Source organism: Streptomyces sp. NPDC056128, from assembly GCF_042263835.1.
Lineage (GTDB): Bacteria > Actinomycetota > Actinomycetes > Streptomycetales > Streptomycetaceae > Streptomyces.
Map to the genome: position 1 here is coordinate 80,532 of NZ_JBHJVQ010000012.1, position 15,866 is coordinate 96,397.

Sequence of the window (15,866 nt, forward strand, 5' to 3'; positions counted from 1 at the left end):
CGGGGACGGGGCAGGCGCCATCAGTGTTCCGCACGCCTTTGTGCGGGACGTTCTTCGGTTGTTCCGTCCGTCAGACCACGAGTGCGCGGTCCGTCGGGCGGATCGGGGCCGGCAGGTCGCTGACCCCGGTCAGGAAGCGGTCGGCGCCGCGCGCGGCCGAGCGGCCCTCGGCGATCGCCCAGACGATGAGCGACTGCCCGCGGCCGGCGTCACCGGCGACGAACACACCCGGCACGTTGGTCTGGAAGTCCGCGTCCCGGGCGATGTTACCGCGCTCGTCCAGGTCCAGGCCGAACTGGTCGACCAGACCGTTCTCCCGGTCCGTGCCGGTGAAGCCCATGGCGAGGGTGACCAGCTGGGCGGGGATCTTGCGCTCGGTGCCCGGCTTCGGGGTGAGCTTGCCGTCGATGAACTCGACCTCGCTCATGTGCAGCCACTGGACGTTGCCGTCCTCGTCGCCCTCGAAGTGGGTGGTGGAGACGGCGTAGACCCGCTCGCCGCCCTCCTCGTGGGCGCTGGTGACCTTGTACAGCATCGGGAACGTCGGCCACGGCTGGCGCGCCGCGTCCCGCTCCTCGCCCGGCCGGGGCATGATCTCCAGCTGGGTGACGGAGGCCGCGCCCTGGCGGTGGGCGGTGCCCACGCAGTCGGCGCCGGTGTCGCCGCCGCCGATGACGACGACGTGCTTGCCCTCGGCCGAGAGCGGCGGGGCGACGTAGTCACCCTCCTGGACCTTGTTGGCCAGCGGCAGGTACTCCATGGCCTGGTGGATGCCCTGGAGCTCGCGGCCGGGGACCGGCAGGTCGCGGGCGGTGGTGGAGCCGGCGGCGATGACGACGGCGTCGTAGCGCTTCTTCAGGTCGGTGGCCTTCAGGTCGCGGCCGATCTCGACGCCGGTGCGGAAGCGGGTGCCCTCCGCGCGCATCTGCTCTATGCGGCGGTTGATGTGCCGCTTCTCCATCTTGAACTCGGGGATGCCGTACCGGAGGAGGCCTCCGACGCGGTCCGCGCGCTCGTAGACGGCGACCGTGTGGCCGGCCCGGGTGAGCTGCTGGGCCGCGGCCAGGCCGGCCGGGCCCGAGCCGATGACGGCGACGGTCTTGCCGGACAGGCGCTCCGGGATCTGCGGGGCGACGTCCCCGGTCTCCCACGCCTTGTCGATGATGGAGACCTCGACGTTCTTGATGGTGACCGCCGGCTGGTTGATGCCGAGCACGCACGCCGACTCGCACGGCGCCGGGCACAGGCGGCCGGTGAACTCCGGGAAGTTGTTGGTGGCGTGCAGGCGCTCCTGCGCGGCCGACCAGTCCTCGCGGTAGGCGTAGTCGTTCCACTCGGGGATCAGGTTCCCGAGCGGGCAGCCGTTGTGGCAGAACGGGATGCCGCAGTCCATGCAGCGGCTGGCCTGCTTGCTGATGATCGGCAGCAGGGAGCCGGGGACGTAGACCTCGTTCCAGTCCTTGACACGCTCCTCGACCGGCCGGGACTTGGCGACTTCGCGGCCGTGGTTGAGAAAGCCCTTGGGGTCAGCCATTGGTCGCCGCCTCCATCATCTTCTCGGTGATCTCGGTCTCGGAGAGACCGGCTCGCTCGGCGGCGTCCTTGGCGGCGAGCACTGCCTGGTACGTGCTGGGGATGATCTTGCTGAAGCGCTCCACGGCGGCGGACCAGTCCGCGAGCAGCTTCTCGGCGACCGTGGACCCGGTCTCCTCGGCGTGCCGGCGCACCACGTCGTGCAGCCAGTCCCGGTCGGCGTCGTCCAGGGCCTGTACGGCGCCGACGTTGCCGGCGTTGACGTTGTCGGGGTCGAGGTCGATGACGTAGGCGATGCCGCCGGACATGCCGGCCGCGAAGTTGCGCCCGGTCTCGCCGAGGACGACCGCGTGGCCGCCGGTCATGTACTCGCAGCCGTGGTCGCCGACGCCCTCGGAGACGACCAGCGCGCCGGAGTTGCGGACGCAGAAGCGCTCGCCGACCTTGCCGCGCAGGAACATCTCGCCGCCGGTGGCGCCGTAGCCGATGGTGTTTCCGGCGATGGTGGAGTACTCGGCGAGGTGGTCGGCGCCCCGGTCGGGACGGACGACGACCCGGCCGCCGGAGAGGCCCTTGCCGACGTAGTCGTTGGCGTCGCCCTCCAGGCGCAGCGTGATGCCGCGCGGGACGAAGGCGCCGAAGGACTGGCCGGCGGAGCCGGTGAAGGTGATGTCGACGGTGTCGTCGGGCAGGCCCGCGCCGCCGAACTTCTTCGTCACCTCGTGGCCGAGCATGGTGCCGACCGTGCGGTTGATGTTGCGGATCGCGACCTGGGCGCGCACCGGGGCGGCCTGGGTGGCGTCCGAGGCGGACAGCGCGTCCGAGGCGAGCTTGATCAGCTGGTTGTCGAGCGCCTTCTCCAGGCCGTGGTCCTGTCCGGTGGCCTGGTGGCGCACGGCGCCCTCGGCCAGCGCGGGCACGTGGAACAGCGGCTCCAGGTCGAGACCCTGCGCCTTCCAGTGGTTGACGGCGCGGGTCACGTCGAGGGTCTCGGCGTGGCCGACGGCCTCCTCGATGGAGCGGAAGCCCAGTTCGGCGAGGATCTCGCGGACCTCTTCGGCGATGAACTTGAAGAAGTTGACGACGTACTCGGCCTGGCCGGAGAAGCGCTCGCGCAGCACCGGGTTCTGGGTGGCGATGCCGACCGGGCAGGTGTCCAGGTGGCAGACGCGCATCATGACGCAGCCGGAGACGACGAGCGGCGCGGTCGCGAAACCGAACTCCTCGGCGCCGAGCAGCGCGGCGATGACGACGTCCCGGCCGGTCTTCAGCTGGCCGTCGGTCTGCACGACGATGCGGTCGCGCAGGCCGTTGAGCAGCAGCGTCTGCTGGGTCTCGGCGAGGCCCAGCTCCCAGGGGCCGCCCGCGTGCTTCAGGGAGGTCAGCGGGGAGGCACCGGTGCCTCCGTCGTGGCCGGAGATGAGGACGACGTCCGCGTGCGCCTTCGAGACACCCGCCGCGACCGTGCCGACGCCGACCTCGGAGACCAGCTTGACGTGAATCCGCGCCTGCGGGTTCGCGTTCTTGAGGTCGTGGATCAGCTGGGCCAGGTCCTCGATGGAGTAGATGTCGTGGTGCGGCGGCGGCGAGATCAGGCCGACGCCGGGGGTGCTGTGCCGGGTCTTGGCGACCCAGGGGTACACCTTGTGGCCGGGCAGCTGGCCGCCCTCGCCGGGCTTGGCGCCCTGGGCCATTTTGATCTGGATGTCGTCCGCGTTGACCAGGTACTCCGACGTGACGCCAAAGCGGCCGGAGGCGACCTGCTTGATCGAGGAGCGGCGCGCGGGGTCGTACAGGCGCTCCGGGTCCTCGCCGCCCTCACCGGTGTTGGACTTGCCGCCCAGCTGGTTCATGGCGATGGCGAGGGTCTCGTGCGCCTCCTGGGAGATGGAGCCGTACGACATGGCGCCGGTGGAGAAGCGCTTGACGATCTCGGAGACGGGCTCGACCTCGTCGACGGAGATCGCCGCCCGGTCGGACGTGAACCCGAACATGCCGCGCAGCGTCATCAGACGCTCGGACTGCTCGTTCACACGCTCGGTGTACTGCTTGAAGATGTCGAACTTGCCGGAGCGCGTGGCGTGCTGGAGGCGGAAGACCGTCTCCGGGTCGAACAGGTGCGGCTCGCCCTCGCGGCGCCACTGGTACTCGCCGCCGATCTCCAGGGCGCGGTGCGCGGGCGCGATGCCGCTGGCCGGGTACGCCTTGGCGTGGCGGGCGGCGACCTCCTTGGCGATGACGTCGATGCCGACGCCGCCGATCTTGGTGGCGGTGCCGTTGAAGTACTTGGCGACGAACTCCTCGTCGAGCCCGACGGCCTCGAAGACCTGGGCGCCGCGGTAGGAGGCGACGGTGGAGATGCCCATCTTGGACATGACCTTGAGGACGCCCTTGCCGAGGGCGTAGATCAGGTTCCGGATGGCCTGGTCGGGCTCGCCGTCGTCGGTCTGCAGGAAGGTGCCCGCGCGGACCAGGTCCTCGACGGACTCCATCGCCAGGTACGGGTTGACGGCGGCGGCGCCGAAGCCGATGAGCAGGGCGACGTGGTGGACCTCGCGGACGTCGCCGGCCTCGACCAGCAGACCCACCTCGGTGCGCTGCTTGGTGCGGATGAGGTGGTGGTGGACGGCCGCGGTGAGCAGCAGCGAGGGGATCGGGGCGTGCTCGGCGTCCGAGTGGCGGTCGGAGAGGACGATCAGCCGGGCGCCGTTCTCGATCGCGGCGTCGGTCTCGGCGCAGATCTCCTCTATGCGGGCGGCGAGCGAGTCGCCGCCGCCGTGCACCCGGTAGAGACCGGAAAGGGTGGCGGCCTTGAAGCCGGGCATGTCGCCGTCGGCGTTGATGTGGATGAGCTTGGCCAGCTCGTCGTTGTCGATCACCGGGAAGGGCAGCAGGACGCTGCGACACGAGGCCGCCGTCGGGTCGAGGAGGTTGCCCTGCGGGCCCAGCGAGGAGCGCAGCGAGGTGACCAGTTCCTCGCGGATGGCGTCCAGCGGCGGGTTGGTGACCTGCGCGAACAGCTGGGTGAAGTAGTCGAAGAGCAGCCGGGGGCGCTCGGACAGCGCGGCGATGGGCGAGTCGGTGCCCATGGAGCCGATCGGCTCGGCGCCGGTCTTGGCCATCGGCGCGACGAGGACGCGCAGCTCCTCCTCGGTGTATCCGAAGGTCTGCTGGCGGCGGGTGACCGAGGCGTGGGTGTGCACGATGTGCTCGCGCTCGGGCAGGTCGGACAGCTCGATCTCGCCGGCCTCGATCCACTCCGCGTACGGCTTCTCCGCCGCGAGCTGGGCCTTGATCTCGTCGTCCTCGATGATGCGGTGCTCGGCGGTGTCCACGAGGAACATGCGGCCGGGCTGGAGGCGGCCCTTGCGGACGACCTTCGCGGGGTCGATGTCGAGGACGCCGACCTCGGAGCCGAGGACGACGAGGCCGTCGTCGGTGACCCAGTAGCGGCCGGGACGCAGGCCGTTGCGGTCGAGCACGGCGCCGACCTGGGTGCCGTCGGTGAAGGTGACGCAGGCGGGGCCGTCCCAGGGCTCCATCATCGTGGAGTGGAACTGGTAGAAGGCGCGCCGGTCCGGGTTCATGGAGTCGTGGTTCTCCCACGCCTCCGGGATCATCATCAGCACGGAGTGCGGCAGCGAGCGGCCGCCGAGGTGCAGCAGCTCCAGGACCTCGTCGAAGGAGGCGGAGTCCGAGGCGTCCGGCGTGCAGACCGGGAAGATCCGCTCCAGGTCCGAGGACGAGCCGAACAGGTCGGAGACGAGCTGGGACTCGCGGGCCTGCATCCAGTTGCGGTTGCCCTTGACCGTGTTGATCTCGCCGTTGTGCGCGACGAAGCGGTACGGGTGGGCGAGCGGCCAGCTCGGGAAGGTGTTGGTGGAGAACCGGGAGTGCACGAGCGCGATCGCGGAGGCGAAGCGGCGGTCGGACAGGTCCGGGAAGAACGGCTCCAGCTGGCCGGTGGTCAGCATGCCCTTGTAGACGATGGTCCGCGCGGACAGCGAGGGGAAGTAGACGCCGGCCTCGCGCTCGGCGCGCTTGCGCAGCGCGAAGGCGTGGCGGTCGAGGGCGATGCCCCGCGACTCCCCGTCGCTCACGAAGATCTGGCGGAAGACCGGCATGGTCGAGCGGGCGGTGGCGCCGAGCATCTGCGGGGCGACCGGCACCTCGCGCCAGCCGAGGACCTTGAGGCCCTCCTCGCCCGCGATCGTCTCGATCCGCGAGACGGCGTCCTCGGTGCCGTCCACCGGCAGGAAGGCGATGCCGACGGCGTACGACCCGGCCTCGGGCAGCTCGAATCCGGCCACCTCGCGGAAGAACGCGTCCGGCACCTGGGAGAGGATGCCCGCGCCGTCGCCCGAGTCCGGCTCGGAACCGGTGGCGCCGCGGTGCTCCAGGTTGCGCAGCACGGTGAGTGCCTGGTCGACCAGGGTGTGCGATGCCTCGCCGGTGAGAGTGGCGACGAAACCGACGCCGCAGGCGTCGTGCTCGTTGCGGGGGTCGTACATACCCTGGGCAGCAGGGCGAGCATCCATGAAGGACCAGTTCTGGCCACTCGCGGAATGCTGGGACGGCTGGCGCGGCGTACGCATCGGCTCTCCCGTCGTCGTCATCTGGCATGTGCAAGTGCCGAGGGACGACGTTGGCCCTCTGCGGTGTCGGTGCAAAATTTGGTGCAGGTTACATGATGGAGTGGTTCTCGGTAAACGGGACAATCCATTCCAACATGCGGACACCGGGGGCTGCGGCGGGGGTACCGCGCCCGGCGGTGGAAGCTATGGAGGACCGAAGCGCACAGATCGATGTCCGTCGGCCCGAAGGCGTGGAATGAGCGTCGTCGCTCGCCCCACGGGTGCGCGGCCGGCCTCATTGCCCACAGCGCTTACGGCTCATGCCCGGAGATTACGTACTCGAAACCAGCGAGTAACGGCTACTTATGCGGCCCCTCGCATAAGTTCGAGCCGGGCTATCCTACGGCCGTTCCGAACAGGCTGCCCAGGACGTACGTCACACCGGCCGCCGCACCGCCGAGCGCGAGCTGCCGCAGTCCGCTGTACCACCAGCTGCGCGCCGTCACCTTGGCCACCACCGCGCCGCACAGGAACAGTCCGGCCAGCGCGAGCAGCACCGCGGGCCACAGCGCGTCGGCGCCGAGCAGGAACGGCAGCACGGGCAGCAGGGCGCCCAGCGCGAAGGAACCGAAGGACGACACGGCGGCGACGGTGGGCGAGGGCAGGTCGGAGGGGTCGATGCCCAGCTCTTCGCGGGCGTGTATCTCCAGCGCCTGCTCGGGGTCGCGGGACAGCTGCCGGGCCACCTCGCGCGCGAGCCGCGGTTCGACGCCGCGGGCCTCGTAGAGCGCGGCCAGCTCGGCCTCCTCGTCCTTCGGGTGCTTTCTCAGCTCCCGGCGCTCCACGTCCAGCTCGGCCTCGACCAGCTCGCGCTGCGAGGCGACGGAGGTGTACTCGCCGGCGGCCATGGAGAAGGCGCCGGCGGCCAGACCGGCCATGCCCGTCAGCACGACGGTCTGCTGGCTCACCGCGCCGCCGGCGACGCCGGTCATCAGGGCGAGGTTGGAGACCAGGCCGTCCATCGCGCCGAAGACGGCGGGGCGCAGCCAGCCGCCGTTCACGTCGCGGTGGGTGTGGTTGTCGCGGTGCGCCTCGTGCAGTGGCGCCTCGGTCTCGATGATGGCCATGAGGGGTCCCCCGGAGAGCTAGTTTGGATCGGTTCTACTTTTTAACAACGCCCAATCTACGCCGATCATTTCCGCGTCGCCAGCAAGGAAAGGCTGCGCTTACCTGCGGTTTAACCTTTCCGCGCTCATTCGTGATCTTGCCCGCACAGATGTCGACCGGGTGACGCTGAGCCCGGTGAGGCTGCGGTGCGCACCGCACCGGGGACAGATGCGCAAAGGGAGAGGAGAGGCCGCATGGCATCCACCGCCTGCATTCCCCCGGTCCCCGCGCCCCAAGGCGCCGTCGGACTCCGCGAACGGGCCCGGGGCGCGCTGCTCGGACTGGCCGTCGGGGACGCCCTCGGGGCGCCGGCCGAGAACATGAAGCCCTCGGAGATCCGCGCCCGATGGGGCCGCATCACGGGATACGTGGCCGACCGGCCGGCCGGGACCGACGACACCGAGTACGCGATCTTCTCGGGCCTGCTGCTCGCCCGGTACGGCGCCGCGCTCACCCCGGTCCACGTGGAGACCGCCTGGCACGAGTGGATCGCGGACCGGGAGGAGGGCCCGTTCCGGGGCGCGGGCTTCAGCGAACGCGGCACCCTGGAGAACCTGCGCCGGGGGCTGGCCGCCCCAATCTCCGCCCAGCACCGCCACGCCTGGAGCGACGGCCTCGCCATGCGGGCCGCCCCGCACGGCGTGTTCGCGGCCGGCCGCCCCGCCGAGGCGGCCCGGCTGGTCGCGATCGACGGCTCGGTCAGCCACGACGGCGAGGGCATCTACGGCGGCCAGGCGGTGGCGGCGGGTGTCGCGGCGGCGATGGCGGGGGCGGCGCCGGTCGCGGTCGTGGCCTCCGCGCTGGCCGTCGTACCGGACGACTCCTGGACCGCCCGCTGTCTGCGCCGCGCGATGACGGCGGCGCATCGCGGCGAACGCGCGGTCCGCTCCGCGGTGGTCATCGGCGGCTACCCGTGGACCGACCTGGCACCCGAGGCGGTCGCCCTCGCCTTCGGCGCGTACGCGGCGGCCGACGGCGACTTCACGGACGCGGTGCTGACGGCCGTCAACATGGGGCGCGACGCCGACACCACGGCCGCGGTGGCGGGCGCGCTGGCCGGTGCCACCCACGGTGTCGCCGCCATCCCGCCCGCCTGGGCCGCGGCCATCGGCCCCGCCCGCGGCACCTGCCTGCCGGCGATCGCCGGCCACCACGTCCTGGAGGTGGCGGACCTGCTGACGGGCGGGGCGGAGGGGGTGGCGCGGGACGCGCGGCGGACGGTGCGAGATCCGGAACGGGTCCCCCAGGGCCGCGAGGAGCCGACGCACCCCGAGGGCCCCCGCACCTCTCTCCCACCCGGCGACACCACGCTCCCCGGCGACCGGCACCCACCGGCCCCCGGCCCGCACGCCCCCTTGCCGACCGCGGAGACACCGAAGGCCCCCCGGCCCGCGGTTGCCGCACGGCGCACGATGCCCCACAGCTCACCCCTCCCGGGCGACACCGCGCCCCCCGGCAACCGGCCCTCGCCGGAGCCCACGAACCCGCTCCCGCCGGGCGGCCGAGCCGCAGACGTACCCCGGACCCCGCAAGCCGCACCGCTCACGAACCCGCCCGACCAGGGCACCCTCGTGCCCGAGGTGTGGCCGTGAGCGGGGGCCGGCCCGGCGTGGGGACGACGGTCACCACCGCGTACGTCGCGGCGCCCGGGGAGTCGGCGCCCCCCGGGATGGGACAGCGCCCCGGGCCCGAGACCGGGGTCTCCCGTGCGGTGCCGGGCCGCGACCGGGTCGAGGGGCTGCTCCTCGGTCTGGCCGCGGGGGACGCGGCCGGCTGGCCCGCCGCCCGGCACCGGGCCGCCCGGATGCCGGAGTGGACGCGCCGCCTCACCCGCGAGCTGGACACCTTCGCCGAGCAGAACGCGACCACCACCCTCCCCGTTCCCATCGCCCTGAACCAGCCCCCCGAGCCGCTGCGCCTCGGCCCCTCGGACGACGCCGAGTGGGCGGCGTTCGCGGCGGAGGCGCTGCTGCGGGCCGGCGACGACAGCGTGCTCGGGGACCTGAGCCGGGACCGCCGGATGCGGGCGGCGATCGACCTGACCTGGAACGCCGTCGCCAGCGAGGTGGCCGCAGCGACGGAACGCGCCCCGGAGGCCGAGTCGGCCGTACTGCCGCTGCGCGCCCGCATCTCGGTACGGGCCGGGCTCGGCAACCTCGCCGCGGGCCTGCGCCCGCCCGCCACCGGCCACGACAACCCGCACTACTTCGACGACGCCGCCTGCGTCCGGGCCTGCGTCCTCGCCGTCGCCCACCCGGGCGACCCGCGCCTCGCGGCGGACCTCGCCGAGTTCGACGCCCGCTACACCCAGGACGGCGACGGCGTGCACGGCGCGCGGGCGATGGCGGCGGCGCTGGCCCGTGCCCTCACCGGCGCCGACGTGGACACCTGCGTGGCGGCCGCCCTCGCCGAACTCCCCGAGGGGACGGAGATCGGCCGCAACGCGCGCCAGGCACTGGCCCTGGCGGCGGACGCCGAGAGCACCTTCGCCCTCGTCCCGCTCCTGGAGCACCAGATCGTCGACCACGTCTACAGCTACGGCATCGCCGCCGCCGAGACCGTCCCGGTCGCCCTCGCCCTGGCCACCGCCGCCCGGGGCGTCCTCGCGGAGGCGGTCCCGGCGGCGGCCTGTCTGTCCAGGGTCGCGGACTCCGCCCCCGCGCTGGCGGGCGCCCTCACCGGCGCGCTGGGCGGCGGCGCCTCGGTGCCCGCGTCCTGGCGGGACACCTGCCGCACCCTCCCCGGCTGCGTACTGCCCAGGCTCACCGGCACCGACCTCGTCGAACTCGCCGGGCTCCTGTACGCCACGCGGCCGACCCGACCCGAAGACGGAGGACGTACGACATGACAGACCGCACCTCGCGGACCGGCACCGCGACCCTGGAGGAGCGCGTCACCGGCGCCCTCGTTGGCGCGGCCGTCGGCGACGCGCTCGGCGGCCCGGTCGAGGGCTACTCCCCCGAACAGATCCTCGAACGCCACGGCGGCCGCATCCACGGCGTCGTCGGCCCCTGGAACGGCGACGACTGGCGCACCGCCCGCCCCCTCGCCCCGTACCACAAGGGCGACGGCCACGTCACCGACGACACCCTGATGACCCACGCGCTGGTCCGGGTCTACGGCACGGTCCGCGACCACCTCGACGCGTACGCGGTCGCCGAGCACCTGGTCCCGGACCTGATGACGCACCCCCGTTGGATCCCGGAGCTGGAGGCCGAGGCACTCCCGCTCCAGCGGATCTTCCTCGCGGAGAAGTGGCTGGTGACGCGGATCCACTACGGCCACGTGGACCCGCGCGAGGCGGGCACCGGCAACATCGTCAACTGCGGTGCCGCGATGTACATGGCCCCGGTCGGCCTGGTCAACGCCGCCCACCCGGCGGGCGCGTACGCCGAGGCGCTGGACGTCGCGGGCGCGCACCAGTCGTCGTACGGCAGGGAGGCGGCCGGTGTCTTCGCGGCGGCGGTGGCCGCGGCCTGCGCGCCGGGGGCGACGCCGGACTCGGTGGTGGCGGCCTGTCTGTCCCTGGCCAAGGACGGCACGCGGGCCGCGATCGAGGCGGTCTGCGAGGTGGCCGCGCGGTACTCGGACTTCGAGTCGGCGCTGGCCCCGCTGCGGGAGGCGGTCACTCCGTACGACACGGTGGGCCCCGACTACCGCGCGCCCTCGCTGGGCGCCCGCCGCCCGTCCCGGCTGCACGCGATCGAGGAACTGCCCGTCGCCCTCGGCATGCTCCTCGTCTCCGGCGGCGACTGCCGGCACGCGGTGCTCGGCGCGGTCAACTACGGCCGCGACTGCGACTCCATCGCCACGATGGCGGGCGCGCTGGCCGGGGCGCTGGGCTCACCGGTCCCGGAGGAGTGGTCCAAGCGGGTCGCCGAGGCCAGCCGCCTTGACCTGTGGGAACCGGCCGCGACGCTGTCCGCGGTGGCCAGGGAGGTCTTCGAGCGGGACCTGGTGCGGCGCCGCGAGCACGAGCGGGCGTTCGGCGCGATCGGGGGCCCGTGATGCTCCGGCTGACCTGGGTGCAGCCCGAGGACCTGATCGGCCACGAGCTGCGCCAGGCGGCCCTGGAGGGCCGCGACGCGTCGGCGGTCGCCGCGCGCTGGGAGGCGGCGGGCGGCGAACCGGCCCCCGACCGCGCGGGCGCGTCCCCCCGGCCCGCCTCCCGCCGCCTCCGGCTCCTGGCGGAGGAGCTGCTGGACGACCTGGCCGGGCTGGCGAACCCGACCGCCGCCGCGGAACCGACGGACCTCGACTGGATCAGGGCCCTGTGCCCCGACTGGCCGGCACCGGCCGCCCCGCCGCCCTCGTCCGTTTCCCCGGCCCGGCTGGAGGCCGCCTGGCTGGGCCGGGCCGCCGGCTGCCTGCTCGGCAAGCCCGTCGAGAAGCTCCCGCTGACCGGCATCCGCCGCATCGGCCGCGCCACCGGCAACTGGCCCCCGACCGGCTACTTCACCGCCCGGGGCCTCCCCCCGGACCTCGCGGCCGCCCACCCGTGGAACCGCCGCTCCGCCGCCACCTCCCTCGCCGAGAACATCGACGGGATGCCCGAGGACGACGACCTCAACTACCCGCTCCTCAACCTGCTGCTCCTCCAGCGTCACGGCAGGCACTTCAGCACCGCCGACGTGGCCCGCGTGTGGCTCGACGAGCTCCCCGCCGGCCGCACCTTCACCGCCGAGCGCGTCGCCTACCGCAACCTGCTCTCCGGCCTGGAACCGCCCGACACCGCCCGACACCGCAACCCCTTCCGGGAGTGGATCGGCGCCCTGATCCGCGCCGACGTGCACGGCTGGACCAACCCCGGCGACCCGGCCGCCGCGGCCGGGCAGGCACACCGCGACGCCGCCCTGACCCACACCGCGAGCGGCGTCCACGCGGCCATGTTCGCCGCGGCCGTCATCGCCACCGCCGCCACCGGCACCCACGACGTCCACACCTGTCTGCGCACCGGCCTCGCGGTCGTGCCGCCCGGCTCCCGCCTGTCCGCGGCCGTACGCCACGCCGTCCACCTCGCCGGGACGCACGCCGACTTCGACACCGTCGTGGACGAGCTGCACGCCCGCCACTCCCCCACCCACCACTGGGTGCACGCCGTGCCCAACACCGCCCTGATCGCCGCCGCCCTCACCCACGCGGACGGCGACTTCACCGGCTCGGTCTCCCGCGCGGTCTCCGGGGGCTGGGACACCGACTCCAACGGCGCCACCGTCGGCGGCGTCGCCGGACTCCTCGCCGGCTCCCCCGCCGCCCTGCCCGAGCACTGGACGGGCCCGCTGAAGAACCGCCTGGCCACGTCGGTCGGCGACTTCGACGGCACCGGCTTCGACACCCTCGCCCACCTCACCCACCGGGAGGCCACCCGCCCATGTCCCAGCCCGCCGTGAACGCCGCCCCCGGCTCCGTCTCCGCCGCCTCCGCCCCGCTCACCGGCCTGCGGGTGCTCGACCTCGCCACCCTCTTCGCGGGCCCGCTCGCCGCCACCATGCTCGGCGACTTCGGCGCCGAGGTCGTCAAGGTCGAACACCCCTCCCGGCCCGACCCGTCCCGGGGCCACGGCCCGTCCAAGGACGGCATCGGCCTGTGGTGGAAGATCCTGGGCCGCAACAAGCGCACGATCACCCTGGACCTGTCGAAGCCCGCCGGGCGCACCACCCTGCTGCGCCTCGTCTCGACCGCGGACGTCGTCATCGAGAACTTCCGTCCCGGCACGCTGGAGAAGTGGGACCTGGGCTGGGACGAGCTGTCCGCCGTCAACCCGCGCCTGGTCCTCACCCGGGTCACCGGCTTCGGCCAGTTCGGCCCGTACGCGCGCCGCCCCGGCTTCGGCACCCTCGCCGAGGCCATGAGCGGCTTCGCCGCGATGACCGGCGAACCGGACGCGCCCCCGACGCTGCCGCCGTTCGGGCTCGCCGACTCGATCGCCGCGCTGGCGACGTCGTACGCCGTGATGACGGCGCTGGCCGCGCGGGAGCGCACCGGCGAGGGGCAGGTCGTCGACATGGCGATCATCGAGCCGATCCTGACCGTCCTGGGCCCGCAGCCCACCTGGTACGACCAGCTCGGCCACGTCCAGCCGCGCACCGGCAACCGCTCGCAGAACAACGCCCCGCGCAACACCTACCGCACCGCCGACGGCACCTGGGTCGCCGTCTCCACCTCGGCCCAGTCGGTCGCCGAGCGGGTGATGCGCCTGGTGGGCCGGCCGGAGCTGATCGACGAGCCCTGGTTCGCGTCCGGCGCCGACCGGGCCCGCCACGCCGACGTGCTGGACACGGCGGTCGGCGACTGGATCGCCCGGCACAGCCGCGCCGACGTGCTCGCCGCCTTCGAGAAGGCCGAGGCGGCCGTGGCGCCGATCCAGGACGTGCGGGACGTGATGACCGACCCCCAGTACCAGGCGCTCGACACCATCACGACCGTCGACGATCCCGAGCTGGGCCCGCTGCGTATGCAGAACGTCCTCTTCCGGCTCTCCGCGACCCCGGGCGCCATCCGCTGGGCGGGCCGTCCGCACGGCGCGGACACGGAGGAGGTGCTGACCGAGCTGGGGCTGACCCCGGCGGACGTGAAAGAGCTGCGTGAGGAGGGCGTCGTATGACCGCACCCCCGCTGACCTGGCTGTACGCGCCCGGGGACCGGCCCCGGGTGGTCGCCAAGGCGCTGGCCGCCGGGGCCGACGTCGTGGTGGTCGACCTGGAGGACGCGGTCGCCCCGGACCGCAAGGAGTACGCCCGCGAGGCCACGGCGGAACTGCTCACCGAGCCGCAGCCGGTGCCGGTGCACGTCCGCGTCAACGCCCTGGACGGCCCGCTCGCCGCCGCGGACCTGAGGGCGCTGGCCGCGCTGCCGGGGCTGTCCGGCCTGCGGCTGCCCAAGGTGACGTCCCCCGAGCAGATCACCGGCGTCGCGGCGGCCACCGGCGGGCCGCCCCTGTACGCGCTGCTGGAGACCGCCCTCGGTGTGGAGCGGGCCTACCCGATCGCCGCGGCCCATCCGGCGCTGCGCGGCATCGCCCTCGGCGAGGCGGACCTCCGGGCCGACCTGGGCGTGCACGGGGACACCGGCCTCGACTGGTCGCGCTCGCGGGTGGTCGTGGCCGCGCGGGCGGCCGGCCTGGCGCCTCCCTCGCAGACGGTGCATCCGGACACCCGGGACCTGGAGGGCCTGGCGGCGTCCTGCGCGCACGGCCGCGCCCTGGGGTTCCTCGGCCGCGCCGCGATCCACCCCCGCCAGCTGCCGATCATCGAGCGGGCGTATCTGCCGACCGAGCGGGAGCTGGAGGAGGCGGAGACGATCGTCAAGGCGGCCAGCGTGCAGCCGGGCGCGCAGGCGCTGCCGGACGGCCGGTTCGTCGACGCCGCGGTGGTGGCGACGGCCCGGCGCACCCTGTCGCTGGCCAGGCGACCCGTCCTGTCCTGACACGCGCCGAGGGCGCCCGGTGGAGATCCGGGCGCCCTCGGGGATGTCGTACGGCGGGCCGTCAGCCCTTCTTGGCGGAGTCGGCGCCGTCCTTCTTCACGTCCCGCGTGTCCTGCGCGTCCTTCACGGTGCCGCCATCGGCCTCATCGGCGTCATCGCCGTCCCCGGCACCACCGGTCTCCTCGACGCCCTCGGCGTCCTCCGCGTCCTGGGAGTCGGCGTCGTCCTCGACGGCACCGGCCGCGGGCTCCGTGCCCGGCTCGACCACGGCCTCCCGGCCCGGACGCGACCGCGCCGAGAGCACCATGTAGACCACGGCGAGCACGAAGACGAGCAGCGCCGTCCAGTTGTTGAGCCGCAGGCCGAGGATGTGGTGGGCGTCGTCGACGCGCATGTACTCGATCCAGAACCGGCCCGCGCAGTAGGCGGCGACGTACAGGGCGAACGCCCGGCCGTGGCCCAGCTTGAAGCGGCGGTCGGCCCAGATGACGAGCGCGGCGACACCGATGCACCACAGCGACTCGTACAGGAACGTCGGGTGGTAGGTGCCCGGCACCCGCCCGTCGGCCGTCGAGGTGATCTCCACGGCCCACGGCAGGTCGGTCGCCTTGCCGTACAGCTCCTGGTTGAACCAGTTGCCCCAGCGGCCGATGGCCTGCGCGAGGGCGATGCCGGGGGCGACGGCGTCCGCGTACGCGGGCATCGGGATGCCCCGGCGGCGCGCGCCGATCCAGGCGCCCAGCGCGCCGAACGCGATCGCACCCCAGATGCCGAGGCCGCCCTCCCAGATCTTGAAGGCGTCGACCCAGTCACGGCCCTCGCTGAAGTACAGCTGGTAGTCCGTGATCACGTGGTAGAGCCGGCCGCCGATCAGGCCGAAGGGCACGGCCCAGACCGCGATGTCGGCCACCGTGCCCGGCCGCCCGCCCCGGGCGATCCAGCGGCGGTTGCCGAGCCAGACGGCAACGAAGACACCGATGATGATGCAGAACGCGTAGCCGCGCAGCGGGATGGGACCGAGGTACAGCACCCCGCGCGACGGGCTGGGAATGAAGGCAAGTTCCATGGCAGGGTCGACGCTACCGTGTCGGACGGGAGGCGCGGCGGGCAGCCCGGCTACGGGTCCGTAACGAGCGCGCGGATCACGCCGCCCGCGCTGCCCCGCCG

At 73.4% G+C, this 15,866-nt stretch carries 10 protein-coding genes; 6 read left to right on the plus strand and 4 right to left on the minus strand.

Going from position 1 to position 15,866, the window contains the following annotated elements:
• Positions 1–70: 70 nt before the first annotated feature.
• The 3 genes from ACFC1X_RS22940 to ACFC1X_RS22950 all read right to left on the minus strand — a co-directional run bounded on the left by ACFC1X_RS22940 (position 71) and on the right by ACFC1X_RS22950 (position 7,234).
• Positions 71–1,534: a glutamate synthase subunit beta gene (locus tag ACFC1X_RS22940; protein WP_376356422.1), complete on the minus strand. Its 1,464-nt coding sequence runs from the start codon at positions 1,532–1,534 to the stop codon at positions 71–73.
• Positions 1,527–6,071, minus strand: coding sequence for a glutamate synthase large subunit (gene gltB / locus ACFC1X_RS22945; protein WP_376356626.1), 4,545 nt, complete (start codon positions 6,069–6,071; stop codon positions 1,527–1,529). Before gltB ends, ACFC1X_RS22940 begins: the two co-directional genes overlap by 8 nt.
• Positions 6,072–6,502: 431 nt before the next feature.
• Positions 6,503–7,234 carry a VIT1/CCC1 transporter family protein gene (locus ACFC1X_RS22950; protein WP_376356424.1) on the minus strand — a complete coding sequence of 244 codons (732 nt, stop codon included), beginning with the start codon at positions 7,232–7,234 and terminating at the stop codon, positions 6,503–6,505.
• A gap of 234 nt (positions 7,235–7,468) precedes the next feature.
• Here ACFC1X_RS22950 and ACFC1X_RS22955 point away from each other — a divergent pair, with 234 nt between their 5' ends.
• The 6 genes from ACFC1X_RS22955 to ACFC1X_RS22980 all read left to right on the plus strand — a co-directional run bounded on the left by ACFC1X_RS22955 (position 7,469) and on the right by ACFC1X_RS22980 (position 14,699).
• On the plus strand, positions 7,469–8,866 hold the full coding sequence (locus ACFC1X_RS22955; RefSeq protein WP_376356426.1) for an ADP-ribosylglycohydrolase family protein: 1,398 nt from the start codon (positions 7,469–7,471) through the stop codon (positions 8,864–8,866).
• A gap of 77 nt (positions 8,867–8,943) precedes the next feature.
• Positions 8,944–10,122 carry an ADP-ribosylglycohydrolase family protein gene (locus ACFC1X_RS22960; RefSeq protein ID WP_376356628.1) on the plus strand — a complete coding sequence of 393 codons (1,179 nt, stop codon included), beginning with the start codon at positions 8,944–8,946 and terminating at the stop codon, positions 10,120–10,122.
• Positions 10,119–11,282 (plus strand): ADP-ribosylglycohydrolase family protein, encoded by a 1,164-nt coding sequence (locus ACFC1X_RS22965; protein ID WP_376356428.1) that lies wholly within the window; start codon positions 10,119–10,121, stop codon positions 11,280–11,282. The genes ACFC1X_RS22960 and ACFC1X_RS22965 overlap by 4 nt, the downstream gene beginning before the upstream one ends.
• The gene (locus ACFC1X_RS22970) at positions 11,282–12,664 is read left to right on the plus strand and encodes an ADP-ribosylglycohydrolase family protein (RefSeq protein WP_376356430.1); all 1,383 of its coding nucleotides are present in this window, start codon (positions 11,282–11,284) and stop codon (positions 12,662–12,664) included. The genes ACFC1X_RS22965 and ACFC1X_RS22970 overlap by 1 nt, the downstream gene beginning before the upstream one ends.
• Entirely contained in the window at positions 12,646–13,878 is a 1,233-nt protein-coding gene (locus ACFC1X_RS22975) for a CaiB/BaiF CoA transferase family protein (RefSeq protein WP_376356432.1), read from the plus strand. Before ACFC1X_RS22970 ends, ACFC1X_RS22975 begins: the two co-directional genes overlap by 19 nt.
• The gene (locus ACFC1X_RS22980; RefSeq protein WP_376356434.1) at positions 13,875–14,699 is read left to right on the plus strand and encodes an HpcH/HpaI aldolase/citrate lyase family protein; all 825 of its coding nucleotides are present in this window, start codon (positions 13,875–13,877) and stop codon (positions 14,697–14,699) included. Before ACFC1X_RS22975 ends, ACFC1X_RS22980 begins: the two co-directional genes overlap by 4 nt.
• A 61-nt stretch (positions 14,700–14,760) precedes the next feature.
• On the opposite strand, the gene lgt is transcribed toward ACFC1X_RS22980, so the two are convergent.
• Positions 14,761–15,765, minus strand: a complete 1,005-nt coding sequence (lgt, locus tag ACFC1X_RS22985) for a prolipoprotein diacylglyceryl transferase (RefSeq protein WP_376356436.1) — start codon at positions 15,763–15,765, stop codon at positions 14,761–14,763.
• Between the last annotated feature and the right edge of the window lie 101 nt (positions 15,766–15,866).

What these genes read in the sequence shown, in the direction of transcription:
- gltB (WP_376356626.1), bottom strand. Translation starts at nt 6,071, where the DNA reads ATGGATGCTCGCCCTGCTGCCCAGGGTATGTACGACCCCCGCAACGAG.
- ACFC1X_RS22940 (WP_376356422.1), bottom strand. Translation starts at nt 1,534, where the DNA reads ATGGCTGACCCCAAGGGCTTTCTCAACCACGGCCGCGAAGTCGCCAAG.
- ACFC1X_RS22975 (WP_376356432.1), top strand. Translation starts at nt 12,646, where the DNA reads ATGTCCCAGCCCGCCGTGAACGCCGCCCCCGGCTCCGTCTCCGCCGCC.
- lgt (WP_376356436.1), bottom strand. Translation starts at nt 15,765, where the DNA reads ATGGAACTTGCCTTCATTCCCAGCCCGTCGCGCGGGGTGCTGTACCTC.
- ACFC1X_RS22965 (WP_376356428.1), top strand. Translation starts at nt 10,119, where the DNA reads ATGACAGACCGCACCTCGCGGACCGGCACCGCGACCCTGGAGGAGCGC.
- ACFC1X_RS22955 (WP_376356426.1), top strand. Translation starts at nt 7,469, where the DNA reads ATGGCATCCACCGCCTGCATTCCCCCGGTCCCCGCGCCCCAAGGCGCC.
- ACFC1X_RS22960 (WP_376356628.1), top strand. Translation starts at nt 8,944, where the DNA reads ATGGGACAGCGCCCCGGGCCCGAGACCGGGGTCTCCCGTGCGGTGCCG.
- ACFC1X_RS22980 (WP_376356434.1), top strand. Translation starts at nt 13,875, where the DNA reads ATGACCGCACCCCCGCTGACCTGGCTGTACGCGCCCGGGGACCGGCCC.
- ACFC1X_RS22970 (WP_376356430.1), top strand. Translation starts at nt 11,282, where the DNA reads ATGCTCCGGCTGACCTGGGTGCAGCCCGAGGACCTGATCGGCCACGAG.
- ACFC1X_RS22950 (WP_376356424.1), bottom strand. Translation starts at nt 7,234, where the DNA reads ATGGCCATCATCGAGACCGAGGCGCCACTGCACGAGGCGCACCGCGAC.